This window comes from Micromonospora sp. NPDC048905 (assembly GCF_040649655.1).
Taxonomy (GTDB): Bacteria; Actinomycetota; Actinomycetes; order Mycobacteriales; family Micromonosporaceae; genus Micromonospora.
Genome location: NZ_JBEZFV010000014.1, coordinates 107,081 through 129,230, shown reverse-complemented (window position 1 = coordinate 129,230; position 22,150 = coordinate 107,081). Strand labels below are relative to the sequence as shown.

The 22,150-nt window shown below is 70.9% G+C and carries 24 protein-coding genes and 1 pseudogene; 16 read left to right on the top strand and 9 right to left on the bottom strand.

The genetic code is table 11. From position 1 onward, the window contains the following. The first annotated feature begins 203 nt into the window (after positions 1-203). Positions 204-596, top strand: a complete 393-nt coding sequence (locus AB0C01_RS28730) for a YciI family protein (protein WP_357254275.1) — start codon at positions 204-206, stop codon at positions 594-596. Positions 597-599: 3 nt separating this feature from the next. Further along, the gene (locus AB0C01_RS28725; RefSeq protein ID WP_357572607.1) at positions 600-1,856 is read left to right on the top strand and encodes a sigma-70 family RNA polymerase sigma factor; all 1,257 of its coding nucleotides are present in this window, start codon (positions 600-602) and stop codon (positions 1,854-1,856) included. Positions 1,857-1,872: 16 nt separating this feature from the next. Here AB0C01_RS28725 and AB0C01_RS28720 read toward each other — a convergent pair whose 3' ends face one another. Then, positions 1,873-2,973: an ionic transporter y4hA gene (locus AB0C01_RS28720; protein WP_357254273.1), complete on the bottom strand. Its 1,101-nt coding sequence runs from the start codon at positions 2,971-2,973 to the stop codon at positions 1,873-1,875. A gap of 90 nt (positions 2,974-3,063) precedes the next feature. Here AB0C01_RS28720 and AB0C01_RS28715 point away from each other — a divergent pair, with 90 nt between their 5' ends. From AB0C01_RS28715 to AB0C01_RS28705, 3 genes are read left to right on the top strand one after another with little or no spacing between them, the layout of a single operon-like run. After that, positions 3,064-3,426 (top strand): metalloregulator ArsR/SmtB family transcription factor, encoded by a 363-nt coding sequence (locus tag AB0C01_RS28715; protein ID WP_357254232.1) that lies wholly within the window; start codon positions 3,064-3,066, stop codon positions 3,424-3,426. Beyond that, the gene (locus AB0C01_RS28710) at positions 3,423-3,941 is read left to right on the top strand and encodes an SRPBCC family protein (protein WP_357254230.1); all 519 of its coding nucleotides are present in this window, start codon (positions 3,423-3,425) and stop codon (positions 3,939-3,941) included. The genes AB0C01_RS28715 and AB0C01_RS28710 overlap by 4 nt, the downstream gene beginning before the upstream one ends. A gap of 30 nt (positions 3,942-3,971) precedes the next feature. Further along, positions 3,972-4,463: a DUF5946 family protein gene (locus AB0C01_RS28705; protein WP_357572606.1), complete on the top strand. Its 492-nt coding sequence runs from the start codon at positions 3,972-3,974 to the stop codon at positions 4,461-4,463. Here the strand turns inward: AB0C01_RS28705 and mug are convergent. Further along, positions 4,460-5,029: a G/U mismatch-specific DNA glycosylase gene (gene mug / locus AB0C01_RS28700; RefSeq protein ID WP_357254228.1), complete on the bottom strand. Its 570-nt coding sequence runs from the start codon at positions 5,027-5,029 to the stop codon at positions 4,460-4,462. The two genes, AB0C01_RS28705 and mug, sit on opposite strands and share 4 nt — an antisense overlap. Before the next feature lie 74 nt (positions 5,030-5,103). On the opposite strand from mug, the gene AB0C01_RS28695 reads away from it, so the two are divergent. The 6 genes and pseudogenes from AB0C01_RS28695 (at position 5,104) to AB0C01_RS28670 (ending at position 13,252) form a co-directional block, all read left to right on the top strand. Continuing rightward, on the top strand, positions 5,104-5,847 hold the full coding sequence (locus AB0C01_RS28695) for a methyltransferase domain-containing protein (protein WP_357254226.1): 744 nt from the start codon (positions 5,104-5,106) through the stop codon (positions 5,845-5,847). A gap of 36 nt (positions 5,848-5,883) precedes the next feature. Continuing rightward, positions 5,884-6,693 (top strand): CPBP family intramembrane glutamic endopeptidase, encoded by an 810-nt coding sequence (locus AB0C01_RS28690; RefSeq protein ID WP_357572605.1) that lies wholly within the window; start codon positions 5,884-5,886, stop codon positions 6,691-6,693. Positions 6,694-6,812: 119 nt separating this feature from the next. After that, positions 6,813-7,541, top strand: a complete 729-nt coding sequence (locus tag AB0C01_RS28685; protein ID WP_357572604.1) for an alpha/beta hydrolase — start codon at positions 6,813-6,815, stop codon at positions 7,539-7,541. Positions 7,542-7,940: 399 nt separating this feature from the next. Next, positions 7,941-8,708 (top strand): annotated as a pseudogene (locus AB0C01_RS28680) (ThuA domain-containing protein); the annotation flags it as partial. A 588-nt stretch (positions 8,709-9,296) separates the two neighbouring features. Beyond that, positions 9,297-12,128, top strand: coding sequence for a PQQ-dependent sugar dehydrogenase (locus tag AB0C01_RS28675; RefSeq protein ID WP_357572603.1), 2,832 nt, complete (start codon positions 9,297-9,299; stop codon positions 12,126-12,128). Positions 12,129-12,343: 215 nt separating this feature from the next. Next, entirely contained in the window at positions 12,344-13,252 is a 909-nt protein-coding gene (locus tag AB0C01_RS28670; protein ID WP_357254218.1) for an NAD-dependent epimerase/dehydratase family protein, read from the top strand. Here the strand turns inward: AB0C01_RS28670 and AB0C01_RS28665 are convergent. Next, positions 13,249-13,743 carry a GNAT family N-acetyltransferase gene (locus tag AB0C01_RS28665; protein ID WP_357254216.1) on the bottom strand — a complete coding sequence of 165 codons (495 nt, stop codon included), beginning with the start codon at positions 13,741-13,743 and terminating at the stop codon, positions 13,249-13,251. The two genes, AB0C01_RS28670 and AB0C01_RS28665, sit on opposite strands and share 4 nt — an antisense overlap. A gap of 57 nt (positions 13,744-13,800) precedes the next feature. After that, complete coding sequence (locus AB0C01_RS28660; protein WP_357254214.1) at positions 13,801-14,004, bottom strand: hypothetical protein; 204 nt, start codon at positions 14,002-14,004, stop codon at positions 13,801-13,803. A gap of 218 nt (positions 14,005-14,222) precedes the next feature. Here AB0C01_RS28660 and AB0C01_RS28655 point away from each other — a divergent pair, with 218 nt between their 5' ends. Further along, entirely contained in the window at positions 14,223-14,717 is a 495-nt protein-coding gene (locus AB0C01_RS28655; protein ID WP_357254212.1) for a GNAT family N-acetyltransferase, read from the top strand. Positions 14,718-14,735: 18 nt separating this feature from the next. Here the strand turns inward: AB0C01_RS28655 and AB0C01_RS28650 are convergent, their stop codons facing one another. Next, positions 14,736-15,176: a VOC family protein gene (locus tag AB0C01_RS28650; protein WP_357572602.1), complete on the bottom strand. Its 441-nt coding sequence runs from the start codon at positions 15,174-15,176 to the stop codon at positions 14,736-14,738. 91 nt (positions 15,177-15,267) lie between these two features. Beyond that, positions 15,268-15,915, bottom strand: a complete 648-nt coding sequence (locus tag AB0C01_RS28645) for a TetR family transcriptional regulator (RefSeq protein WP_357254208.1) — start codon at positions 15,913-15,915, stop codon at positions 15,268-15,270. 122 nt (positions 15,916-16,037) lie between these two features. Between AB0C01_RS28645 and AB0C01_RS28640 the strand changes: the two genes are divergently transcribed. From AB0C01_RS28640 to AB0C01_RS28630, 3 genes are all read left to right on the top strand, one after another. After that, on the top strand, positions 16,038-17,492 hold the full coding sequence (locus tag AB0C01_RS28640) for an MFS transporter (protein ID WP_357572601.1): 1,455 nt from the start codon (positions 16,038-16,040) through the stop codon (positions 17,490-17,492). A 195-nt stretch (positions 17,493-17,687) separates the two neighbouring features. Next, positions 17,688-18,563, top strand: a complete 876-nt coding sequence (locus AB0C01_RS28635) for an alpha/beta hydrolase (protein WP_357572600.1) — start codon at positions 17,688-17,690, stop codon at positions 18,561-18,563. A 135-nt stretch (positions 18,564-18,698) separates the two neighbouring features. Further along, entirely contained in the window at positions 18,699-19,115 is a 417-nt protein-coding gene (locus tag AB0C01_RS28630) for a hypothetical protein (RefSeq protein WP_357254203.1), read from the top strand. Between the two features lie 43 nt (positions 19,116-19,158). On the opposite strand, the gene AB0C01_RS28625 is transcribed toward AB0C01_RS28630, so the two are convergent. Then, positions 19,159-19,422: a hypothetical protein gene (locus AB0C01_RS28625; protein WP_357254201.1), complete on the bottom strand. Its 264-nt coding sequence runs from the start codon at positions 19,420-19,422 to the stop codon at positions 19,159-19,161. A gap of 108 nt (positions 19,423-19,530) precedes the next feature. On the opposite strand from AB0C01_RS28625, the gene AB0C01_RS28620 reads away from it, so the two are divergent. After that, entirely contained in the window at positions 19,531-20,283 is a 753-nt protein-coding gene (locus AB0C01_RS28620; protein WP_357254200.1) for an ATP-grasp domain-containing protein, read from the top strand. A 94-nt stretch (positions 20,284-20,377) separates the two neighbouring features. Here AB0C01_RS28620 and AB0C01_RS28615 read toward each other — a convergent pair whose 3' ends face one another. Then, positions 20,378-21,046, bottom strand: a complete 669-nt coding sequence (locus AB0C01_RS28615) for an HAD-IA family hydrolase (RefSeq protein ID WP_357572599.1) — start codon at positions 21,044-21,046, stop codon at positions 20,378-20,380. Continuing rightward, on the bottom strand, positions 21,043-22,074 hold the full coding sequence (locus AB0C01_RS28610) for a nitronate monooxygenase (protein ID WP_357572598.1): 1,032 nt from the start codon (positions 22,072-22,074) through the stop codon (positions 21,043-21,045). Before AB0C01_RS28610 ends, AB0C01_RS28615 begins: the two co-directional genes overlap by 4 nt. Positions 22,075-22,150: the final 76 nt, after the last annotated feature.

Here is a 22,150-nt window from a genome sequence, read left to right as displayed (position 1 = left end):
GACCACCCCACCCCACCCCTCCCCCGTTGATCATGGAGTTATTGCCACTCGCATCGGCGTGTCGGAGCTATAACCTCATGATCAACGGATCGAATCGGGCGGGGGCCGGGGGTGGGTGTCCGGGTTGGGGGTTGGGCTTCGACGTTTCTGGTGAGCGGCGCCGGAGGCGGTGCCAGCGACACGAGGAGACACCCGTGAAGTACATGATTTTGCTGTACGGCTCCCAGCAGGACTACGACGTGTTGTCGGGGCGGGCTTCCGACCGGCCCGCGATGTCGGCCGAGCAGATCGCGGCGATGCACCAGCACATGGAGACGTTCCACCAGGCGCTGGCCGAGTCCGGGGAGTTGGTGGACGCCCAGGGCCTGAGCGAGCCCGTGCACGCGCGCCGGGTGCAGGTACGCGAGGGCGCACCCGTGGTCACCGACGGCCCGTACCCGGAGACGCAGGAGGTCCTGGCCGGTTACACGATCGTGGAGTGCGCCAGCTTCGACCGGGCCACCGAGATCGCCGCCGGGCTGGTCGACCCGGACGCCCCCGGCGGGTACGTGGACGTGCGGCCGGTGCTGGAGGGCATCGAGGACCTGGCCGGCTGACCGATGCCGCAGACACCCGTCGAGGACCTGCTGCGCGCGCTGGCGCCGCAGGTCCTCGGCGCGCTGGTCCGTCGCTACGGGCACTTCGACACCGCTGAGGACGCCGTGCAGGAGGCGCTGATCGCCGCGGCCGACGGTTGGCCGCGCGACGGCGTACCGGACAACCCGCGCGGCTGGCTGATCACCGTCGCGTCCCGCCGGCTGACCGACCTGCTGCGCCGGGAGCAGGCCCGGATGCGGCGGGAGGACACGGTGGCGCGGTGGGTGCTGCCCGAGCAGTGGCGCGCTCCGGCGGCCGACCAGCAGCCCGCGGACGCCGACGACACACTCATCCTGCTGTTCCTGTGCTGCCACCCGGCGCTGTCGCCGGCGTCGCAGATCGCGCTCACACTGCGGGCGGTCGGCGGGTTGAGCACCGCCGAGGTGGCGCGCGCGTTCCTGGTGCCGGAGGCGACGATGACCCGGCGGATCAGTCGGGGCAAGCAGCGGATCCGCGACAGTGGGCTGCGGTTCGCGCCGCCGACCGGCCCGCAGCGCGCCGACCGGCTCGCCGCCGTGCTGCACGTGCTCTACCTGATCTTCACGGAGGGGTACGCCCGCACGGCCGGGCCCGGGTTGCTGCGCGCCGACCTGACCTCCGAGGCGATCCGGCTGACCCGCCTGGTGCACCGGCTGGTGCCCGAGGATCCCGAGGTGACCGGGCTGCTCGCGTTGATGCTGCTCACCGACGCCCGAGCGCCGGCCCGGATCGGCGCGCACGGCGAGCTGGTGCCGATGGCCGAGCAGGACCGCTCCCGGTGGCGGGCCGACCAGATCGCCGAGGGGGTCGGGTTGATCAGCGCGGCGCTGCCGCGCGGGGTCGTCGGGGCGTACCAGGTGCAGGCGGCCATCGCGGCCGTGCACGATGAGGCACCCAGCGCGGCAGCCACCGACTGGGCGCAGATCACCGCCCTGTACGAGGTGCTCCTCCAGATGTCCGACAATCCGGTGGTGGCGCTCAACCACGCGGTGGCGGTGGCCATGAGTCGGGGCACGCCGGCCGGGTTGGCGCTGCTCGCCGACCTGGCCGACGACCCGCGGCTGGCCGACGACCCGCGGCTGCCGGCCGCCCGCGCCCACCTGTGGGAGCTGCGGGGTGAGCGGGTCGCGGCGCGGGAGGCGTACCGGATGGCGGCGGCGCGCTCGACGAACCTGGCGCAGCAGCGCTACCTGAACGCCCGCGCGGACCGTCTCGGGGGCGACCCGCCGCCCGCCGGCTGAGCCGGGCGGCGGACGGTCAGGGACTCGCGGCCAGGAAGACGAAGGCGGCCAGCAACACCAGGTGTACGCCACCCTGCAGCACGTTGGCCCGGCCCGGCACGACGGTCAGCACCGCGGTCACCGCGGTCAGCGCGAGCAGGGCGAGCTGGGTGCCGCCGAGGCCGAGCAGCAGGGGGCCGTCCAGCCAGATCGAGGCGATGGCGATGGCCGGGATAGTCAGGCCGATGCTGGCCATCGCGGAGCCGAGGGCGAGGTTCAGGCTGATCTGTACGCGGTCGCGGCGGGCGGCGCGCGCGGCGGCGAGGGTCTCCGGCAGCAGCACCAGCAGGGCGATGATCACACCGACGAACGCGTGCGGCAGGTTCGCGGCCGCGACACCGGCCTCGATGGTCGGGGAGACCGTCTTCGCGTCGCCCACCACCGCGATCAACGCCACCAGCAGCAGCCCCAGGCTGATCAGCGCCGCTCGGGTCGTCGGCGGTTTGGCGTGCTCCTCGGCGTCGATCACCCGGCCCTGGCTGTCCACCGGCAGGAAGTAGTCGCGGTGCCGGCCGGTCTGCACGAGCACGAACAGCCCGTACAAGGCCAGCGACGCGACGGCGGCGAAGGTGAGTTGGGCCGGGCTGAACTCCGGGCCGGGCCGGGCCGTGGTGAAGGTCGGGATGACCAGACTCAGCGTGGCCAGGGTGATCACGGTGGCCAGCGCGCCGCCGGTGCCCTCCGGGTTGAACACGGCGACGCGCCGGCGCAGCGCCCCGAGCAGCAGCGACAGGCCGAGGATGCCGTTGCAGGTGATCATGACGGCGGCGAAGACGGTGTCGCGGGCGAGCGACTGGGTCTTCTCCGGGCCGCTGATCATCAGCGTGACGATGAGGGCGACCTCGATCACGGTGACCGCGACGGCGAGCACCAGCGACCCGTACGGCTCCCCCACCCGGTGGGCGACCACCTCCGCGTGGTGCACGGCCGCCAGCACCGCACCTCCCAGCAGCACCGCGACCACCACGATGATCGGAGCCGGCAGGTCCCGCCCCCAGGTGGCGAGCAGCACCAGCACGGCGAGCACGGGTACGGCGACGGTCCAGTCGGTCATCCGGGAGCGAAGCAGGGTGGCCATGGCGTACAGAGTGCCAGGCGACCTGATCATGTGCCCACCATCGACGCAGGCGGGTCACCAAACCCGTAACCCATGGGTTACGCTTCTGGTGTGGACGAGGTGGCCACCGCAATCGCGGACCCGGTGCGACGGCACATCCTGACCATGCTGCGCGCCGAACCCCTCTCTGCCGGCGACATCGCCCAACGGTTCGCGATCAGCCGACCCGCCATCAGCCGCCACCTACGGGTGCTGCGCGAGAGCGGGCTGGTCCGCGACGAGGTCGTGGGCCGACACCGGATCTACCGCCTCGACCCCGGCCCACTCGCCCCGCTGGCCGACTGGCTCGCCGGGCTGGTCGGCACCGACCGGTGGGAGCGACACCTCGACGCGCTGGAGACCGAGATCTATCGCACCCGCCGAGAGCGCCGCAGCAGCGGCCCGGCGGAGCATCGAAGGGAGCACACGGCATGACCCGTACGCCCACCGGACGCCTGTTTCGCACCGACGCCGGCCACGACCTCGTCCTCACCCGGACCTTCCGCGCCCCGGCGGAGGACGTCTGGGCCAGTCTGACCGAGCCGGAGCGCACGGCCCGCTGGTACGGCCCGTGGGAGGGCGACGCCGCGCCCGGACGGACCGTCCGGCTCCAGATGGCCTTCGAGGAGGAACAGCCCTGGTCTGAGGTCCACATCGACGCGTGCGAGCCACCGCGACGCCTCGCCGTCTCGCTGATCGACAGCTACGGCACCTGGCGGCTGGAGCTGGCGCTGACCGAGACCGACGGCACCACCGAGTTGCGGTTCGTCCAGCACCTCACGAGCGTGGAGGGCATCGCCGAGGTCGGTGCCGGCTGGGAGTACTACCTGGACCTGCTCGTCGCCTCCCGGGACGGCTCACCCCGGCCCGAGTTCGACGAGTACCACCCCGCCATGCAGCCCTACTACCAGGGGCTCGCCGGGCAGCTGGTGAACGAGGGCCGGCAGTGAGGGGCAGCAGCTCACCGAGGAGGGGCGCCCGTGCACGCGCGTTGCCCTGAGTGCGGAGGGGCGTTGCCGGCGACCGGCGACTGCTGGACGCGGCTGCACGAGCTGCTGGAGATCGAGACCCGCGTGCTACCCGCTCTCGAACCGGAGGCGGGGATGCGCGCGCACTTCTTCGCGGTGGCCACGTACCAGCTCCAGCATCCGTCCCGGCTCACGACCGAGACGCTCGACCGCCTGCACGCCGCGGTCGACGAGATGACCGGTCCCGGCGCGCCTCCGATCGCGCACCTGCGCCGCGAGATGGGCCGCTTCGCGGCCGGCTCGCGGAAGGTCACCCGGTCGGCGCCGCCCACCGATCGTTCGCACCTCGACAAGCGCTGGCCGGTGTCGTGGTCGGTCACGGCCCAGGACGTCACGGAGCGACCGGAGGCGGAGTATCCCGACGCCGTCGGCCGCTGGGCGGTCGCGACGCTCGCCGACCTCCGTGTCGCGCTGGCCGGCCAGCACTCGCGAGACACGCCCTAGGGGTCGAGCTCCCGCCGCAGCCTGGCGAACTCGGCGGTCAACGTGGGCAGGGGGAAGTGTGCGTTCAGGCCGCTGGGGTTGGGCAGCACCCACACCCGGGCCGGACCCAGCCGATCCGGCTGCGGACCCAGCCCGGCCTTCGGTCGGACAAAGGCGATCCGGTACGCGGTCACCCCGAGGATCGCCACCCACCGCGGCCGGTACCGCTCGGCCTTCACCGCCAACCCCGTCAACCCGGCCACCAGCTCCGCCGAGGTCAGCTCGTCGGCGCGGGCGGTGGCCCGGTTGCTCAGGCTGGTGATGCCCAGTCCCTGGCGAAGCAACTCGTCGTGCTCCCACGGGTGCAGCTCCCGGTCGGTGAACCCGCCACCGTGCAGGGCCGGCCAGAACCGGCTGCCCCGGCGGGCGAAGGGCAACCCCACGGCGGCGGAGTAGAGACCCGGGTTGAAGCCACAGAACAGCACCCGCAGGCCGGGGCCGATCACGTCGGCCAGGCCCCGGCCGGCCGCCGCCGCCACCTCCTGCGGGGTCGGCCGCCGAAACGGCCCCGCCCGCTGCGCGTCCACCCCACCGATCCTGCCGTACGCGCGGGCACCGGACGCGGCGCACGCCGATGATCACGACGTGGCACCATCCACGGATGCAGTCAGCCGACCACCTCGCCGCCAGCCGCCACGCCCGGATGCGCTGGAACACGCCGCTGGCACCGGAGCACGCGGCGTTGCTGCTGCAACGACTCGACGTCCGCCCCGGCGCGCGCGTGCTCGATCTCGGCTGCGGTTGGGGTGAGCTGCTGCTGCGCGCGGTCGCCGCCGGGGGCGTGTCCGGTCCGGTCGCGACGCGCGGCGTCGGCGTCGACACCGACGGCGACGCCCTGGAGCGGGGACGGCGACTGGCCGCGGACCGGTCGCTGAACCGGCACGTCACCTTCGTCGAGGGTGAGGCGGCGGCCTGGCAGGAGCCGGCCGACCGGGTGCTCTGCATCGGATCGGCGCACGCCTTCGGCGGTACCCTGCCCGCGCTCGACGCGCTCACCGCCGTGGTCCGACCCGGTGGCCGACTCCTGCTCGGTGACGCGTACTGGGAGCGCCCTCCGACACCGGAGGTCGAGGAGATCTTCGGCCGGGACGTGGTGACCCTCCCGGGGCTGGTCGAGGCCGCCCGGGAACGCGGCTGGCGGGTGCTGCACCTGAGCACCGCCGACCAACGGGAGTGGGACGACTTCGAGTCCACCTGGCTCGCGGGCCGCCAGGAGTGGCTGCTGACGTACCCGGAGGATCCCCGCGCGGCCGATGTCCGCACGCAGCTCGACGACAGGTTGCGCGAGTACGTCGACGGCTACCGGGGCATCCTCGGGCTCGCCTACCTCGTCCTCGGTCGCTGACGGCCCGTGTTGCCGCCGCTGGCTACGCTGCCGGTGGTGAACGGCAACCCTCGCGTCGCCCTGCCCGGGCGGATCCTCGTCGTCTACGCGGGCGCCGTGCTGGTGTGGCTGGCGCTCGGGGCTCTGCTCGACCGCGAGTACGACCGTCCGACCCATGCCGCCGGGGCGGTCCTCACGACGGCGCTCGTCGTACCCCTGGTCGTGGTTGCCCGCCACCGGCTCGACCGGCGCCCCTGGGCCGGTCTCGGCCTGCCCTCGCTGCGGTCCGGTTGGCGGCGCCTGCTGCTCGGCATGGCCTGCTGGCTGTTGCCCGCCGCCCTCGGGTTCGCGCTCTGCCTCGGTCTCGGCTGGGTCGAGATCAGCATTCGGACGTCCGTCGGGGACGCGCTTCGGGTGGCGGCGTTGCTGGTCGTGCTCGTCGGGCTGAAAGAGGCGCTGCCGGAGGAACTCGTCTTCCGTGGCTACCTGCAGCACAACCTCGCCACCCGGTGGCCGGCCGGGCGGGCGGTGATCGGGCAGGCGGTGTTGTTCACCGTGTTCGGGTTCCTCATCGGGGCCGCCCGGTCCGTCGACCGGATCGCGCTGTTCCTCGTCTTCGCTCTCCTGCTGGGCGCCTTCCGTGCCGCCACCGGCGACGTGTGGGCGAGCATCGGCTTCCACGTGGCCTTCCAGACGGTCGCCCAGTTGTTCGGTGACGTCGGAGCGGTCTTCGACGTCACCGGTTCGGCCGTCCTGGGAGTCGTGGCCATGGGCGCGATCCCGTTCTCGGTCGGCTGGCTGGTCGTCCGTCGTCACTACCGCGACCGCCTGGACTGGCGGGCGGTCGCACCGGACCCGGTGCGCTGAGGGCGCGAGCGTCGGCGTTTCGCCCACCGGCGGGACCGTCCTGGGGAAGAGTGGCAGGCGAGAGCTGTCGTCGACGACCCAGCGGTGGCACGGCGTCGCCCCGCCCGCGGAGGTTTCAGATGAGCGACCAGTCCCCCGCCATGCAGGCGCGCAACGTCGTGCTGGTCCACGGCGCGTACGCCGACGGCTCCTCCTGGTCCGACGTCATCCCCCTGCTCCAGCGCGCCGGGCTGACCGTCACCGCGGTGCAGAATCCGCTGACCTCCCTGGCCGACGACGTCGCCGCCACCAACCGTGCCCTCGACCGCCAGGACGGGCCGACGGTGCTGGTGGGCCACTCCTGGGCCGGCACGGTCATCAGCGACGCCGGTAACCATCCCCGGGTGAGCGCCCTGGTGTACGTGGCAGCCCGCGCGCCGGACGTCGGCGAGGACTTCACCGCGCTGGCGGCAAAGTACCCCACGCCGCCGGCGAACGCCGGTCTCGTGCACCACGACGGGTACGCCCAGCTCAGCGAGAGTGCTTTTCTGACCGATTTCGCCGGCGGGGTGGAGGAGGCTCGCGCCCGCGCCCTCTACGCGGTGCAGGGGCCGATCGCCGGGGACCTGTTCCAGGGCCGCACGACGACGGCCGCCTGGCGGAACCGACCCTGCTACTACTCGATCTCCACGCAGGACCGCACGACCGCGCCGGAGCTGGAACGGTTCCTGGCCGACCGGATGGACGCAACGACGATCGAGGTCGAATCGTCGCATCTTGCCATGGTCACCCACCCGGAGACGATCGCCGACCTCATCCTCATGGCGACCCGGGGCACTCGCGGTGGCGCGTCGGACGAGCGGGGTTAACCGCCCGACGCGCACCGGGGTCGGCGGGTCAAACCGGCAGCGCCGCGCCCTGTTCGACGCGAAGTTCTCGTCTTGGCGGGTGGACCTGCCGCCGACCACGCGCCGCGCCGCAGCGCCCGCGCCGTCCGCGTCGACGGACCCCGGGGCCGGAGCACGTGGGCTTGACGAGGGCCAGACATCGGAGGTTTACTGCGTCAGCGATGCCAGTCGATACAATTGATCGTCCACAGTGTCGGTCGAGTCGGCCGACTGGCGCAGTGACCCGTCCCCCATCACCCCACCACCCCCCGCACCACCTCAGCCGAGCATCGGCGGCCCGGCTTCCGCACCACCGCCACTGCGGCCCCGGCCTGCCCCCGTGCACAGCCTGAGGTCGACGCTCAGCAGAGGAGCAAGACCATGCGTTCCCGTCCCCGTTTGTTGGCTCTCATCACCGGCCTGGCCGTGCTGGTGGCCGGCCTGATAACCCTGCCCACGCAGGCCTCGGCCGCACCGCTGACCAAGGTCCTGGTGTTCAGCAAGACCGCCGGCTTCCGCCACTCGGCCATCCCCAACGGCATCGCCGCGATCCAGCAGCTCGGCTCCGCCAACGGCTTCAGCGTGACCGCGACCGAGGATGCCGGCCAGTTCACCACCTCCAACCTGGCCCAGTACCAGGCGGTGGTCTTCATGTCGACGACCGGTGACGTCCTCAACGCCAGCCAGCAGACGGCGTTCGAGTCGTACATCGCCGGTGGTGGCGGGTACGTCGGCGTGCACGCCGCCGCCGACACCGAGTACAGCTGGCCGTGGTACGGCGCGCTGGTCGGGGCGTGGTTCGACTCGCACCCGGCGATCCAGACGGCGACCGTGAAGATCGAGGACCGCACCAACCCGTCGACCGCGCACCTGCCGAGCACCTGGTCGCGCTCCGACGAGTGGTACAACTACCGCACCAACCCCCGGTCCACCGTGCGGGTCCTCGCCAGCCTCGACGAGTCGTCCTACAGCGGCGGCAACATGCGCGGCGACCACCCGATCACCTGGTGCAAGACGGTCGGCAGCGGACGGGCGTGGTACACGGGCCTCGGGCACACCGAGGCGTCGTACACCGACCCGAACTTCACCCGGATGCTGCTCGGCGGCCTGCAGGTCGCCGCGGGTTCCGTGAGCGCCAACTGCTCGCCGGGGACGTCGCCGACCACCCCGCCGCCGACCACCGCCCCGCCGACCACCGCGCCGCCGACCACCGCGCCGCCGACGACGGCCCCGCCGACCACCCCGCCGCCCGCGGCCGTCGGTTCCACCCTGAAGGCTCGCGCCAACAACCAGTACGTGAGCGCGCCCAACGCCACCACCGCGCTGATCGCCAACAAGACCTCCGTCGGGACCAGCGAGCGGTTCGACGTGGTCAGCCTGGCCAACGGCAACGTCGCGCTGCGCGCCAAGAGCAACGGTCAGTTCGTCGCGGCGGAGAACGCCGGAGCCTCCGCGCTGATCGCCAACCGGGGCAGCGCCGGCGCCTGGGAGACCTTCCAGCTCGTCCGCAACTCCGACGGCACGGTGAGCCTGCGGGCCACGGTGAACAACCGTTACGTCGCGGCCGACAACGGTGGTGGCTCTCCGCTGATCGCCAACCGGACCTCCATCGGTCAGTGGGAGAAGTTCGACCTCGTCACCACCAACTGATCGCGTCTCGACGCGCTCTTCACCACCCCCACCTGGCCGTGGTGCGCCCCCGCACGCCCCGGCCCTGGTCGTCGAGAAAGGACGATCATGCTTTCGAACCCCCGGCGCTGGTCCCGGGCACTCATCGCGGCGGTCACCACCGTCGCGAGCGTGACCCTGGCCGTGGCCGCCGCACCGTCCACCGCGCAGGCGGTGGTCATCCCCGCCTCCGACTATCAGCAGGTCAAACTCGCCACCGGCTCCGCCGAGCTGGGTGAGGCCATGTCCCTGGCCGTGCTGCCCAACCGTTCGGTGCTGCACACCGCCCGCAACGGTGTCCTGCGGGTCACCGACGTGAACGGCAACACCAAGACCTCCGGCACCCTGTCGGTCTACACGCACGACGAGGAGGGGTTGCAGGGCGTCGCCGTCGACCCCAACTTCGCCACCAACCGGTGGATCTACCTGTACTACTCGCCGACGTTGAGCACCCCGTCCGGGGACGCCCCGACCACCGGCTCGCAGTCGGACTGGGACCGGTGGAAGGGGCACCTGCGGCTGTCCCGGTTCACCCTCAACAGCGACGACACGCTCAACCTGAGCACCGAGAAGATCGTGCTCCAGGTCGCCAACGACCGTGGGCAGTGCTGCCACGTCGGTGGTGACCTGGACTTCGACGCCGCGGGCAACCTGTACCTGACCACCGGCGACGACACCAACCCGTTCGAGTCGTCCGGCTACGCGCCCCTGGACGAGCGGACCAACCGCAACCCACAGTTCGACGCCCAGCGCTCCGCGGGCAACACCAACGACCTGCGGGGCAAGGTGCTGCGGATCAAGCCGCAGGCGGACGGCACGTACACCATCCCGTCGGGCAACCTGTTCGCCCCCGGCACGGCGAACACCCGCCCGGAGATCTACGCGATGGGCCTGCGTAACCCGTTCCGGATGAGCGTCGACAAGGCCACCGGCGTCGTCTACCTCGGCGACTACGGCCCCGACTCCGGGTCCACGAACTCCAGCCGCGGCCCCTCCGGTCAGGTCGAGTTCAACCGCATCGCGGCACCGGGCAACTTCGGTTGGCCGTACTGCACCGGCAGCAACAGCAGCACCGAAACGTACAACGAATACACCTTCCCGTCCGGGCCGTCGCAGTCCAAGTACAACTGCACGGGCGGGCCGACCAACAACTCGTTCCGCAACACCGGCCTCGGCACGCTGCCCGCGGCGAAGCCGGCCTGGATCAAGTACGCCGGCGACTCCGGGTCGCCCTCGGAGTTCGGCAGCGGCTCGGAGTCGCCGATGGGCGGCCCGGTGTACCGGTACAACGCCTCGCTCAACTCCAGCATCAAGTTCCCGCAGTCGCTGGACGGCCAGTTCTTCGCCGGCGAGTACGGCCGCCGGTGGATCAAGCCGATCAAGGTCAACTCCGACGGCTCGCGCGGGGAGATCTCCAGCTTCCCGTGGAGCGGCACCCAGGTCATGGACATGGCCTTCGGCCCGGACGGCGCGCTCTACGTGCTGGACTACGGCACCGGCTCGAACAACCAGGCGCTCTTCCGGATCGAGTACATCGGTGGCGGCAACCGCAACCCGATCGCGGTCGCCTCGGCCAACCCCACCTCGGGGTCGAACCCGCTGACCGTCAACTTCTCGTCGGCCGGCTCCTCCGACCCGGAGGGTGGGGCGCTGAGCTACCTGTGGACGTTCGGCGACGGCACCACGTCGACGGCGGCCAACCCGACGAAGACGTACACCACGAACGGCACCTTCTCCCCCACCCTGAAGGTCACCGACCCGACCGGCCTATCCGGCACGGCGAGCCTGGTCATCACCGTGGGGAACACCGCGCCGACGGTGACGCTGACCACGCCGGCCGACGGGCAGCTGTTCAGCTTCGGTGACACCGTGTCGTACCAGATCTCGGTGAGCGACCCGCAGGACGGCACGATCGACTGCTCGAAGGTGAGCCTGACCTACGCGCTGGGCCACGACAGCCACGCGCACCAGATCACCTCGAAGACCGGTTGCAGCGGCTCCATCACCGTCCCGACGGACGGGGAGCACGACTCCGCGGCCAACATCTACGGAGTCTTCGACGCCGCCTACACCGACAACGGTGGGCTCACCACGCACAGCATCAAGACCCTGCAGCCGAAGCACCGTCAGGGTGAGCACTTCAGCGCCCAGTCCGGTGTCCAGGCGACCGACCACACCAGCGCCGAGGGTGGCCGCACCGCCGGGTTCATCGAGAACAACGACTGGATCTCGTACCAGCCGTACAACCTGTCCAACGCCAACCGCATCACCGTCCGGGCGTCGTCGGCCGGCGCCGGTGGCACCATCGAGGTCCGGGCCGGGTCGGCCACCGGCACCCTGCTGGGCACCGTCACGGTGCCGGTGACCGGTAACTGGGAGACCTTCGTCGAGTCGTCCGGCACGATCAGCAACCCGCCGAGCGCGTCGACCGCACTGTACCTGGTGTTCAAGGGCGGGTCCGGCTACCTGTTCGATGTAGACGCGTTCACCTTCACCACCGGCACCACCACCCCCAGCGGAGGTATCACGCTGCGGGCGCAGGTCAACAACCAGTACGTATCGGCCGTCGGCACCAACCCGCTGATCGCCAACAAGGCCAGCGTCTCGACGACCGAGCAGTTCGACCGGGTGGACGCCGGCAACGGCAACATCGCCCTGCGCTCGCGCGCCAACGGGCTGTACGTCTGCGCTGACAACGCCGGCGCGAGTCCGTTGATCGCGAGCCGTACGACGGTCGGGCCGTGGGAGACCTTCACGATCATCAACAACTCGGACGGCACGGTCGGCCTGCGGGCGCTGGCCAACAACCAGATCGTGGCCGCCGAGAACGCCGGGGCGGGCGCGTTGATCGCCAACCGTACGTCGGTCGGGTCGTGGGAGAGGTTCATCCTGACCAGCTAGCCGGCGGTGCCCGGCCTGGTCGGCGGCCGGGGCCGCCGAACGGCGGGAGTCCGGGGCGGACGGTGAAAACCGTCCGCCCCGGTTCTTCTCTGGGCTAAGTGAGGTGGGTTGAGCGGCTGCTGGGTGGGCGTTCGCCGCGGCGGTGCAGCCGGCGCAACGGACCGGGTGGCCACGGTGGCTTGACAAGCACCCGGCTCCAGAGTGGACGATGCACCGTGCGGATTCTCGTGGTGGGTGGCAGTGGCCTGATCGGCGCTCATGTCGTGGACGTGCTGCGCGAGCGCGGCCATGCCACCACCACGGTGGCGCGGACCGCCCAGCCGGGGGTCGATCACCGCCTCGATGTCGGGTCCGCCTCGATCGAGGACCTGCGGCCGTTGCTCGCCGGTCACGACGGCGTCGTGTACGCCACCCGCACCGACGAGCAGCGGCCGCTGCGCAAGCCGATCTACCCGGAGTTCCGCCGCGACAACGTCGAACCGGTGGTACGCCTGTGCACCGCCGCCCGCCTGGAGGGCCTCACCCGCGGGGTCGTGATGGGCTCCTACTACACCTATTTCGACCGGCTGCATCCGCAGTGGCGGCTCGCCGAGCGGCACACGTACATCCGGTGCCGTGTCGAGCAGGCCCGGGAGGGGCGGGCGGCCGCCGGCCCGGATCTGCCGGTCGCCGTTCTCGAACTGCCCTTCGTTTTCGGTCGGGCCGGTGACCGGCTGCCGAACTGGGCCGGGCCGCTGGACCGGTGGGCGCGGTCGCGTACCCCGCTGGTGGTGCCGACCGGCGGAAGCGCCGCGGTCGCGGTGCGCAGCGTCGCCGAGATCGCGGCGGACGCCTTGGAGCAGGCCAGCGGCGCGGACATTCCGGTCGCCGACGAGAACCTGACCTGGGACGACATGATCGGGCGTATCGCCGAGGCGGTCGGCCGACGTCGCCGGGTGGGCCGACTGCCGGCCGGCGTGGCGAAGGCCGCGTTCCGACTCGGCGGCGCGTTGCAGGGCCTCGGGGGCAAGGAGTCGGGCATCAACGTGACCCACCTCGCGGGCCTTCTGCTCGCCGAGCTGTTCGTCGAGCCGACGACCGGCCGGTCACTGGACCCCGCGCTGCGCGAGACCTTCCCCGTCTAGGCTGTCTCACCAGCGCGGCCCGCCCGCGCTGGACCGCGCGCCTGGCTCTCGGATGCCGGTGGTCGCGCCAGGTACGCGGTCTTGACGTCGGGCGCGAACCCGCAGGCGCGGTAGAAGGCGTGCGTCGCCGGGGTACGCGACCCCGTCATCAGCATCGCCTTGTAGCAGCCCGCGTCCCAGGCGGCCTGGAGGGTGCCGGCCATGATCTGCCGGCCGAGCCCGGTGCCGCGCCGCGACTCCTCGACGACCACGTTCTCGACCACGGCGTACGGCGACGCCGACCGGCTGAGGTTGGGGATCACGTTGAGGTACGTCGTGGCGACGACGACCCCGTCCAGTTCGAGGACGAACAGACGCAGCCCCGGTGTGTCCACGATCTGGTGGAAGACCTGCTCGTCGGATCCGTCGTCGAGCACCGGATCGTCCGGGTTCAGTTGCCGGTAGAGGCGGATGATCTGCGCGAAGTCATCAGGCCGAGCCGCACGGAACATGCCCCGAGCGTAACGAGGAAGCCGGAAGCCGCCACCGCGCGGGCACGCGCCGCGCCGCTAACGGTCGACGCGTCGGACACCACGGTAGACCGCCGTGATGACCACGAAGAGCGTGCCCACGAGCACGATGGTGATGGCGGCGTTGACCACCACGGGCAGGTCCCGAACCAGGTACTGCTTCACGTAGTTGCCGCCGAGAATGACACACAGGTAGACCCACCAGGGCGCCCACGTGCTCCTCTGCTCTTCGTTCCCGCTCACGTACTGCCCTCTCTCGATGTGGTTGTCCGGACCTCGACCCGTCGATGACGGCCGCGGCCAGCGAGGCGACACTGCGTCCACTCTGGCGCCGACATACGGCCGTGCCATCGACACCGGGAATGAAGAAGACCTCATCAGTTGGTACTACGACCGCCCACCTCGGCGAGTCACTTTCTCGTCAATGGCGGCCGGGTCTGGGCCTGTGGCAGGGTGTGGCGGTGCAGAACGTCGATATCCGCGCCGCCACTCCGTCCGATCTCGCGTTCCTGGTCGACATGCTGGTGGAGGCCGTGAACTGGCTGCCGGAGCGCGACTGGTCTCGCGAACGGATCCTGGCCGACCCCGCGCTGGCGCACTACGTCACCGGGTGGATGCGGCCGGACGACGTCGGGGTGGTCGCGGTGGAGCCCGCCGGTCAGCCCGTCGGCGCGGCCTGGCTGCGGCACCTGACCGCCGCGGACCCGGGCTACGGGTATGTGAGCGACGACGTGCCGGAGCTGACCATCGGCGTGGTGGAGTCGTGGCGGGGTCGGGGGGTGGGCCGGATGCTGCTGCGCGCTGCCCGGGATGCCGCACGCGCGCGCGGCATCCCTCGGGTGTCACTGAGTGTGGAGCGTGCGAACTTCGCGGCGAAGCTCTACGCCGCCGAAGGGTTCCGCACGATCGAGTCGTTCGAGAACGCGGACACGATGGTCACCGACATTCGCGCCTGACCCTCGCGGCGCTGGCCCTCAACCGAGCTGTTCGGCCAGGCCGACGATGATGCCCTCCGGACCACGGACGTAGCAGAGCCGGTAGCTGTTCTCGTACTGCGCCAACTCACCGACGAGTTCGGCCCCGTGCGGACGCAGGCGGGCGATGACGTCCTCGACGTCGTCGACGGCGAACATGATCCGACGAATGCCCAGGGTGTTCGCGGGCGCGTCCGCCGGCTCGGCCCGGACCGCCGCCGGCGTGTGGAACATCGCCAGCTCGACCTTGCCGTGGCCGTCCGGGGTCCGCAGCATCGCGACCTCCTGCCGAACGTCGTCGAGCCCGATCACCCGCTCTACCCAGCGCCCCTCGACCGGACCCCTGCCCTCCAACTCCATGCCGAGTTCGACGAAGAACGCGATGACCGCGTCAAGATCGTCGACAACGATGAGGACGTTGTCCATCCGCTGGATCGCCATGCCGGGCCTGCCTCTCCTTGGTGCGGCCCTGGTGGCCGCTCATCACTGGGACGGAACCGCCCGGCCGTTCTCGACGTCCCGGACCGTCGGGTTATCCGGGCTTCTGCCCAACCGATGACCGGTGCGCGTGTGCCAGCGGCAGGAGCACGGCATCCACGATGGACTCGATCTGCTGGTCGGTGCTCCTGTCCTGCCCGTTGACGCAGTTGTACGTCAGCATCGCGGGCCCGACCGTGGCGAACACCCTCGCCTGCGCCTCGTCAATCGTCGACGCGCCGCCGGTCGGCACGTCCCGGCGCAGCAGCGCCAGGATCTGCTCCTGGCACGGGTCGGTCACCCGAGCCTGGAAGAGGGCACGCAGCATCGTCACGTCGTTGCCGCTCCCGGCGGCGACCGCCTGGAACGCGGCGCCCCTGGACCCGAACAGTGCCGAGTCGAAGTACTGCAGCAGCATCAGCAGACCCGCACGCAGGGAGGTCGACTCCGGCACGTCGGGCGGCCCCGGCAGCAGGGTGCCCAGGGCGTCGCGGATGAGTTCGTCCCGGTTGTCCCAGCGGCGGTAGAGGGCGGCCTTGCCGGTGCGGGCCGCCGCCGCCACGCCCTCCATGCTGAGCTTGGCGTAGCCGACGGTGCCGAGCTGGTCGATCACCGCTTCGAAGATCGCGCGCTCGAGATCCGCACCCCGTCGCCGCCCCTGGACCCGGGCCGCCTGGTCCGCCCCTGCGGTCGGAGTCGTCATCGGTCACCTCTCTGCCTCCGCGCGCGGAGACAGCTTGTCACGGTCACACCGCGGCCCATATAGTAGACGGAAGCGTTCACTATTGGCTCACTCGTCTCCACGCTATTCAAGCAGGAGGATCCGTGTCGAGTTCACCGCCCCGCACCGCGGACACCACCCGGTCGTCGGCCCCGAGGACCGGCCGGGCGGCCACGCTGACCCTGACGATCCTGGTGTCCTGCGAGGTCATGCTGATGCTCGACGGCACCGTCATCAACGTCGCGCTTCCGGTGATCAGAGACGGCCTGGGCTTCTCCACCGCCGGCCTCTCCTGGGTGGTCAACGCCTTCCTCCTCGCCTTCGGCGGCCTGTTGCTGCTCGGTGGTCGAGCCGGCGACATCCTCGGTCGACGCCGGGTGTTCCTGGTCGGCATCGCGCTGTTCACCGTGGCGTCCCTGCTCGGCGGCCTGGCCCAGAGCGCGGAGTGGCTGGTCGCCATGCGGACGCTGCAAGGCGTCGGCGCGGCACTCGCCGGGCCGAGCACCCTCGCCCTGCTGGTCATCAGCTTTCGGGGCGCCGCACAGACCAGAGCGCTCGGCATCTACTCGTCGACGACCGCGTCGGCGATGACTCTCGGCCTGATCCTCGGCGGCGTCATCGTCACCCTGGCCTCCTGGCGCTGGGTGCTGTTCGTCAACGTTCCGGTCGGCCTGTTCGTGCTGCTCTTCGCGCGCCGATTCGTCGACGAGTCACCACGGACGGCCGGCCGTCTCGACCTTCCCGGGGCGGCGACCTCCCTGGTCGGCATGGTCGGCGTCGTGTTCGGGCTGGTGCGCACCGCCGAACACGGCTGGAACGACCCGCTCACCCTGGTCGGACTGAGCGTTGGCGTCCTGTCGTTGATCGCGTTCGTCGTGATCGAACGAACGGCACCGCAGCCGATCATGCCGCTCGGCGTGTTCGCCGACCGTTCCCGCGCGGGGGCCTACCTGGGCCTACTGCTGGTGCCCATGGTGACCCTGAGCATGCAGTTCCTCCTCATCCTCTTCGTGCAGGAGGTGTCCGGCTTCAGCCCGCTACAGGCCGGCCTCGCCTTCCTGCCGATGGCGGCCGGGCTGCTGGTCACCGCCCGGAACGCGGCCAGGCCACTGGGCAGATACGGCGCGAAGACGACGGCCGCCACGGGTGTCGTCGTACTCCTGATCGCCACCGCCTGGCTGACCACGATCACCGCCACCACCGGTTACCTCGCCGGCCTGTTCGGGCCACTGCTGCTCGCCGGCGCGGGCCTCGGCCTCGTGGCCGTTGCGCTCAACGTCACCGTCATGTCGACGGTGGACCCCGAGAACGCCGGGGCCGCGTCCGGGCTACTTCAAGCGATCATGATGGCCGGTGCGACACTCGGGGTGGCGGTCCTGTCCACGGTGTACACCTCGGTCGTCGGTGACACCCCGCAGGTCACGGGCGCCGCACCCACCGCGTCGCTCATCGCCGACGGCATGCGCAGCGCATTCCAGGTCAGCACCGGCATCGCGGTCCTGGCCCTGCTCACCGTGCTGTTCACGGTCGCGTCGCCGGCCGGCGGCCGGACCCGGTGACGGCGAGCCGCCCCCATCGACACCGACGCGGGCGACCACGCCGGGCAATCGTCATCGAGCGGCCCGGTCTGACGGGCGGGTTGGACCGACAATGCCAGCGCGGCCAGGCCGGGCAGGGAACAATGGACCCCGCTGCCGGTGCTGCGCGGCGGACACCCGGTGGGCCCGCGCCGACCGCGGTGGGAGGAGGACGCGATGCAGGCCATCCAGAAGATCCGCCACCGACAGGCCGACGTCGACGGCCTGGAGGTGTTCTTCCGCGAGGCGGGGCGGACCGGGCAGCCGGCCGTACTTCTGCTGCACGGGTTCCCGAGCTCGTCGCACACCTTCCGCGAGGTGATGCCCACGCTGGCCGACGTCGCGCACGTGATCGCACCCGATCTCCCCGGCTTCGGCATGTCCTCGTCGCCCACCGTCGACGAGTACGACTACACCTTCGAGAACCTCTCCCGGACGATCGAGAACCTGCTCGACCAGCTCGGCGTCGAGCGCTTCTTCGTCTACCTGCACGACTTCGGCGCACCGGTGGGATACCACCTGGCCACCCGCGCCCCGGATCGCATCCGCGGCCTCATCGTGCAGAGCGGCAACGCGCACTCCGACGGTCTCGGCGAGCAGTGGGACGACGCCAAGGCGTACTGGGCCGACCCGACCGACCAGCGGCGCGCCGCGCTGCCGGACTGGCTGACCTTCGCCGGCACCCGGGACCAGTACCTCGCCGGGCTGCCCGAGGACGTGCGTGCCTGGCAACCTCCCGAGTCGTGGCACCTCGACTGGGAGCGCATGCGACGACCCGGCAACATCGACGCCCAGTTCGCGTTGTTCACCGACTACGCCAACCACGTCGCCCGCTTCGCCGAGCTGGCCGACTACCACAGCGCCCACCAGCCGCCGGCGCTCGTCCTCTGGGGACGGCACGACCCGTTCTTCGACGTCGAGGAGGTCCTCGCCTACCACCGTGCTCTCGAACGGATGGACGCGCACATCTACGACGGCGGGCACTTCCTGTTGGAGACACACGCGGCCGAATGCGCCGACCTCATGCGGGCGTTCGTGCTCGACAACGCCTGAGCTGGCGCGTGGTGCGGCGGGATCATCGACGTCGACCCGCGGGCGTAGCGGAAGCTTCCGGTCGGACCGACCGCGTACCGCTGGTGTTGGCCTGGCAGCACCCGAGCGTTGGTCGGGCGTTGCGACGATCGTTCGGTGGACGAGCAGTCATCGGTGCCGAACGGACCCGATGACCCGGCAGGTCGGACAGACGCGTCTCGGCGGGACGGGGTTTCCGTACGCGAGGCTCTCCGGCGCTCGTCGGTCGGCCTGGCCATCGGAGCCCTCCTCGTCCTGGCGCTGTCATGGATCTACGATGATGATGGTCTTCTCGCGATCCTCAGCGCGTTGGGCTTCCTGCACCACCAGGACGACCGGCGCTCGGGCCGGGCCATCGTCACCGCGTGGATCACCGCGGTACCGGTGGCGTTGGCTACCGCGGCGACACTGAAGGGGTGGCTACCCCAGTCCTGGAGCGGCATCCTCTTCGCCGGGCTCGGTTCCCTCGTCGGAGGCGTCAGCTACGCAGCCGTGACCCAGGCTGGCCACAAGAAACAGCAGGCACGCCGCTGACGGGTCGACGGGCCGGGCCGCCGCGGCCGTCCGGGGCGCCGGGTCATGGCGCAGCCGTCCGGCCATCGGGCGGTGTCGCCGTCTTCCATCGAAACTGGTGGTCGGGCTCGTCACGATGGTCCAGAACGCCAGCGCGCACCAACGCGTGCAGCATGTCGTAGAGTGCCGCACCAACCGGACTGTCCGACCAGAACACCCACTTGACCTGCAAGAACGTGTGATCGACAAACAGACCCACAGCCCTGCCCAAGGCGTACTGGGCGCCGTCCACGTCGGTCCAATCAGCGAGAGCGTCCGCCAGGCCCATGGCCACAGATCCTCGCACGCGAAACCGGGCCAGCCCCGGCAGCGCGACGGCGACCAGCCACGGATAACGGCTGTGGCAGCGGCACCCGATGCGGCAAGATCCTCGTGCGTGACACTCGTCCTGCCGCCGCGACTGACCGCATCGGCTCAGCGGTTGCGCGATACCGCCCATCGGCGAGGGCTGCCCACCGTGCAGCTCTCGACCTTCGAGGTGCCCGCCGGTGTGCACGCCGACCACCTGCACGCCGGGCCGACCTTCGCCGACGCCGTCGCCCCGCTGCTCGGGATCGCCCCGCTGGAGGCCCCACACGGTTGGCTCGCCGGGCTGCCCCGGGACGTCACGCTCCGGGAGATCACCCTGGTCCCGATCGACGAAGCGTACGAACTCCGCCGACCCGCATTCGTCAAGTCACCGAACGACAAGACCATCCGGGCCATGATCTATACGGACGGTTCCCGCCTGCCCGGCCCCGACGCCGTCGACCGACAGACTCCCGTACTCGTCAGCGACATCGTCGACTTCACCGCCGAGTACCGGCTGTACCTGCTCGACGGCGCAGTCCATGCCGCCAGTCAGTACGCCGAGCAGGCGCGGCTGCGCCTCGGCCCCGCAACAGCCGGTGCGCTCGCCTTCGGCGCTGACCTGGCGGCCGGATTCGGCCACACACTCCCCACCGCCATCGTGGTCGACGTGGGCGTCATCGACGGCCGTTGGGCCGTGATCGAGCCGAACGCGGCCTGGGCCAGCGGGTCCTACGCCGCCGACCCGGACCTGGTGCTCGACGTCGTCCTGCGTGCTGCCGGCCCCCGGAGCACGGTCAGTGACCATGATCGGCAGTTCATCCGGCCGTCCCAGCCGTAGGGGCGCATGGGGCGGTGACCGGCGAGATCACCTCCAGTGGAGACGACCGCAACCGACCGGTCTCGCCCACCGTCACGAGTGCGTGGAGCACTGGTCATGACACCGGTGTGCTGAGCCAACTCTCGATGCGTGGCATCGCGTCGCCGAGCGTCTTGGTGATGTGGTGTGCGCCGGTGAGCTGGGCGGCGGAGTGGGTGGTGGTCAGTGCGATCACGGTCATCCGCGCCGCGCGAGCTGCTTCGATTCCGGCCGGGGCGTCCTCGATGACCAGGCAACGCTCCGGCGGGGTTCGCAGAAGGTCGGCTGCGCGGAGGTAGCCTTCCGGGTCTGGTTTTCCCAGGGCGACCTGCGTGCTGTCCACAAGGACCGGGGGGTCAGGTAGACCGCCTGCTCGCAGTCGTTGCCGCACGGTAGGGGCTCGGCCCGAGGTCACCACACCCCACCGCCGATCCCGGATGGCCGTCAGCACGCTCGGGGCGTCGGGGTACACCGGGAAGGCGTCACCTTCGTCGGCCATGAAGTCGCGTACCACCTGGTATTCGGCTTCGGTGTCGAGGTGTGGAGCGACGACTGCGATGGTGTCGATCGGGCGGCGGCCGTGGGTGTGAGTCCAGACGGTCTCCGGGTCCAGGCTGTGGTGCAGCGCCCAGCGGTCCCAGATCCGGCGATACGTGGCGTAGGAGTCGACCAGAACGCCGTCGACGTCGAACAACACGGCAGCGCCGCGGTCGGCGTCTGCGCCGACGCGAGTGAGGGAGGTCATGGGTACGAAGTCCCGTCTGCCGCCTGCATCGCGCGGCACATCTGCTCGATGACGTCGACGGTCTGCGCCGTGAGTTCGTGGATGAGCCGGCCTGCTGGCCGGACGTCCCGGACGAGCTCGACCGATTGGCCGGCGTAGAGGGCCATGTCCGCCAGGGCGCCGGTCATGCCGGGTAGGGGCATCAGATCCCCGTACCGGTAATGGGCCTGGCCTGCGGCGTCGACGGCTACGACGTCGCCTTCGCCCGGACGCTCCGGCACTGGGGGTGAACCGGCCAGTTCCCACCGTCGCAGGGTCGGATTCCGCAGTGCGCGGTGCACGGCGTCGGGCCATCCGCCATCGAAGCAGTGGGTGTGGACGGCGTCCTCGGCGGTGGCAGCGAGGAGGTGTTGCCGATACAGCTGGTGGGTGAAGGCTTCGGTGGTCGCCAGGAAACGAGTTCCCATCCATGCGCCCTGTGCGCCCAGGGCCAGGACGGCGGCGAGGCCGCGGCCGTCGCTGATTCCGCCGGCGGCCATGACCGGAATCGGGTGCACCGCGTCGACGACGGCTGGCACCAGAACCATGGTGGCGGTCTTCCCACGAACATGACCGCCGGCCTCCCAGCCCTGCGCCACGATGACGTCGACGCCGCAGCCGGCGGCGTGCACAGCCTCCCGCACGCTGCCGACCGTGTGCATGTGCACTGCACCGGCAGCACGGATCCGGTGGCTGACGGGTTCTGGATCACCCCAGAAGGTGGAGATGACCGGCACAGCCTCGTCCAGGCACACCGCCAGCGTGTCGATGACGGGAAAGTCCAGCACCAGATTCACCCCGAACGGCCGCGCCGTCCGCTGCCGAACATTGCGGATGCCGAGGCGCGCGCGTTCGGGACTCTGCCAGGTCGACGCCAGCATGCCGAGGCCACCGGCTTCGGCCACTGCGGCAGCCAGTTCGGGCGCCGCCGCGGAACCTATCGGCGCCTGCACCACCGGCACGTCGATACCCAACCGCTCACACAAAGCGGTACGCAACCTGGACGTCATGTGTGCCCGACCCCCTGCGCTTCGGAAACCGAATCACTGGCGAGGAGGTAGCGTATCGGAAAAAGAAGCACCAGGA

Excerpts from the sequence above, each read along its gene's own strand:
- AB0C01_RS28730 (WP_357254275.1), top strand. The coding sequence starts at position 204 with ATGATTTTGCTGTACGGCTCCCAGCAGGACTACGACGTGTTGTCGGGG.
- AB0C01_RS28725 (WP_357572607.1), top strand. The coding sequence starts at position 600 with ATGCCGCAGACACCCGTCGAGGACCTGCTGCGCGCGCTGGCGCCGCAG.
- AB0C01_RS28720 (WP_357254273.1), bottom strand. The coding sequence starts at position 2,973 with ATGGCCACCCTGCTTCGCTCCCGGATGACCGACTGGACCGTCGCCGTA.
- AB0C01_RS28710 (WP_357254230.1), top strand. The coding sequence starts at position 3,423 with ATGACCCGTACGCCCACCGGACGCCTGTTTCGCACCGACGCCGGCCAC.
- AB0C01_RS28695 (WP_357254226.1), top strand. The coding sequence starts at position 5,104 with ATGCAGTCAGCCGACCACCTCGCCGCCAGCCGCCACGCCCGGATGCGC.
- AB0C01_RS28685 (WP_357572604.1), top strand. The coding sequence starts at position 6,813 with ATGAGCGACCAGTCCCCCGCCATGCAGGCGCGCAACGTCGTGCTGGTC.
- AB0C01_RS28675 (WP_357572603.1), top strand. The coding sequence starts at position 9,297 with ATGCTTTCGAACCCCCGGCGCTGGTCCCGGGCACTCATCGCGGCGGTC.
- AB0C01_RS28665 (WP_357254216.1), bottom strand. The coding sequence starts at position 13,743 with ATGTTCCGTGCGGCTCGGCCTGATGACTTCGCGCAGATCATCCGCCTC.
- AB0C01_RS28650 (WP_357572602.1), bottom strand. The coding sequence starts at position 15,176 with ATGGCGATCCAGCGGATGGACAACGTCCTCATCGTTGTCGACGATCTT.
- AB0C01_RS28645 (WP_357254208.1), bottom strand. The coding sequence starts at position 15,915 with ATGACGACTCCGACCGCAGGGGCGGACCAGGCGGCCCGGGTCCAGGGG.
- AB0C01_RS28635 (WP_357572600.1), top strand. The coding sequence starts at position 17,688 with ATGCAGGCCATCCAGAAGATCCGCCACCGACAGGCCGACGTCGACGGC.
- AB0C01_RS28625 (WP_357254201.1), bottom strand. The coding sequence starts at position 19,422 with ATGGGCCTGGCGGACGCTCTCGCTGATTGGACCGACGTGGACGGCGCC.
- AB0C01_RS28615 (WP_357572599.1), bottom strand. The coding sequence starts at position 21,046 with ATGACCTCCCTCACTCGCGTCGGCGCAGACGCCGACCGCGGCGCTGCC.
- AB0C01_RS28610 (WP_357572598.1), bottom strand. The coding sequence starts at position 22,074 with ATGACGTCCAGGTTGCGTACCGCTTTGTGTGAGCGGTTGGGTATCGAC.